The organism is Streptomyces sp. NRRL S-495, assembly GCF_000966955.1.
Lineage (GTDB): Bacteria > Actinomycetota > Actinomycetes > Streptomycetales > Streptomycetaceae > Kitasatospora > Kitasatospora purpeofusca.
On record NZ_JZWY01000437.1, the window covers coordinates 1 to 455 of the forward strand.

General features: G+C 76.0%; 1 pseudogene. It reads left to right on the forward strand.

The annotated features are described in order from the left end of the window. Positions 1-455, forward strand: a pseudogene (locus tag VR45_RS22900) (histidine kinase); the annotation flags it as partial.

Below are 455 nucleotides of genomic sequence, written 5' to 3' on the forward strand. Positions count from 1 at the left end.
CTGCGCCAGCACCAGATCGTGCTCGCCCGCCAGCAGGCGCTGCGCGAGGCGAAGGCCGCGCAGGAGCGTCTGGCGCTGGTCAACGTGGCCTCCGCCCGGATCGGCACCACGCTCGACCTCGCCCAGACCGCCGAGGAGCTGGCCGCCGTGGCGACCCCCCGGCTGGCCGACACGGTGGTGGTCGAAGTGCTGGACGACCTGGTGCGCGGCGAGCGCGAGGCGCGGCCGTCCGGCGACGGCTCGGCGCTGCTGCGGCGGATGGCCTTCCATTCGGCGGACCGCTCCACCCTGCGGCCGATCGACCGGAGCGGCGGGGTACACCGTTTCCCGGCCTCCTCCCCGTACGCCTGGGCGCTCCGCCACCGCCGTCCGGTGCTGGTCCCGCGGATGGACGAGGCCGGGATGGCCTGGTTCCGGGACGATCCGGTGCGCGCCGCGGCGGTGCACGAGCAGCA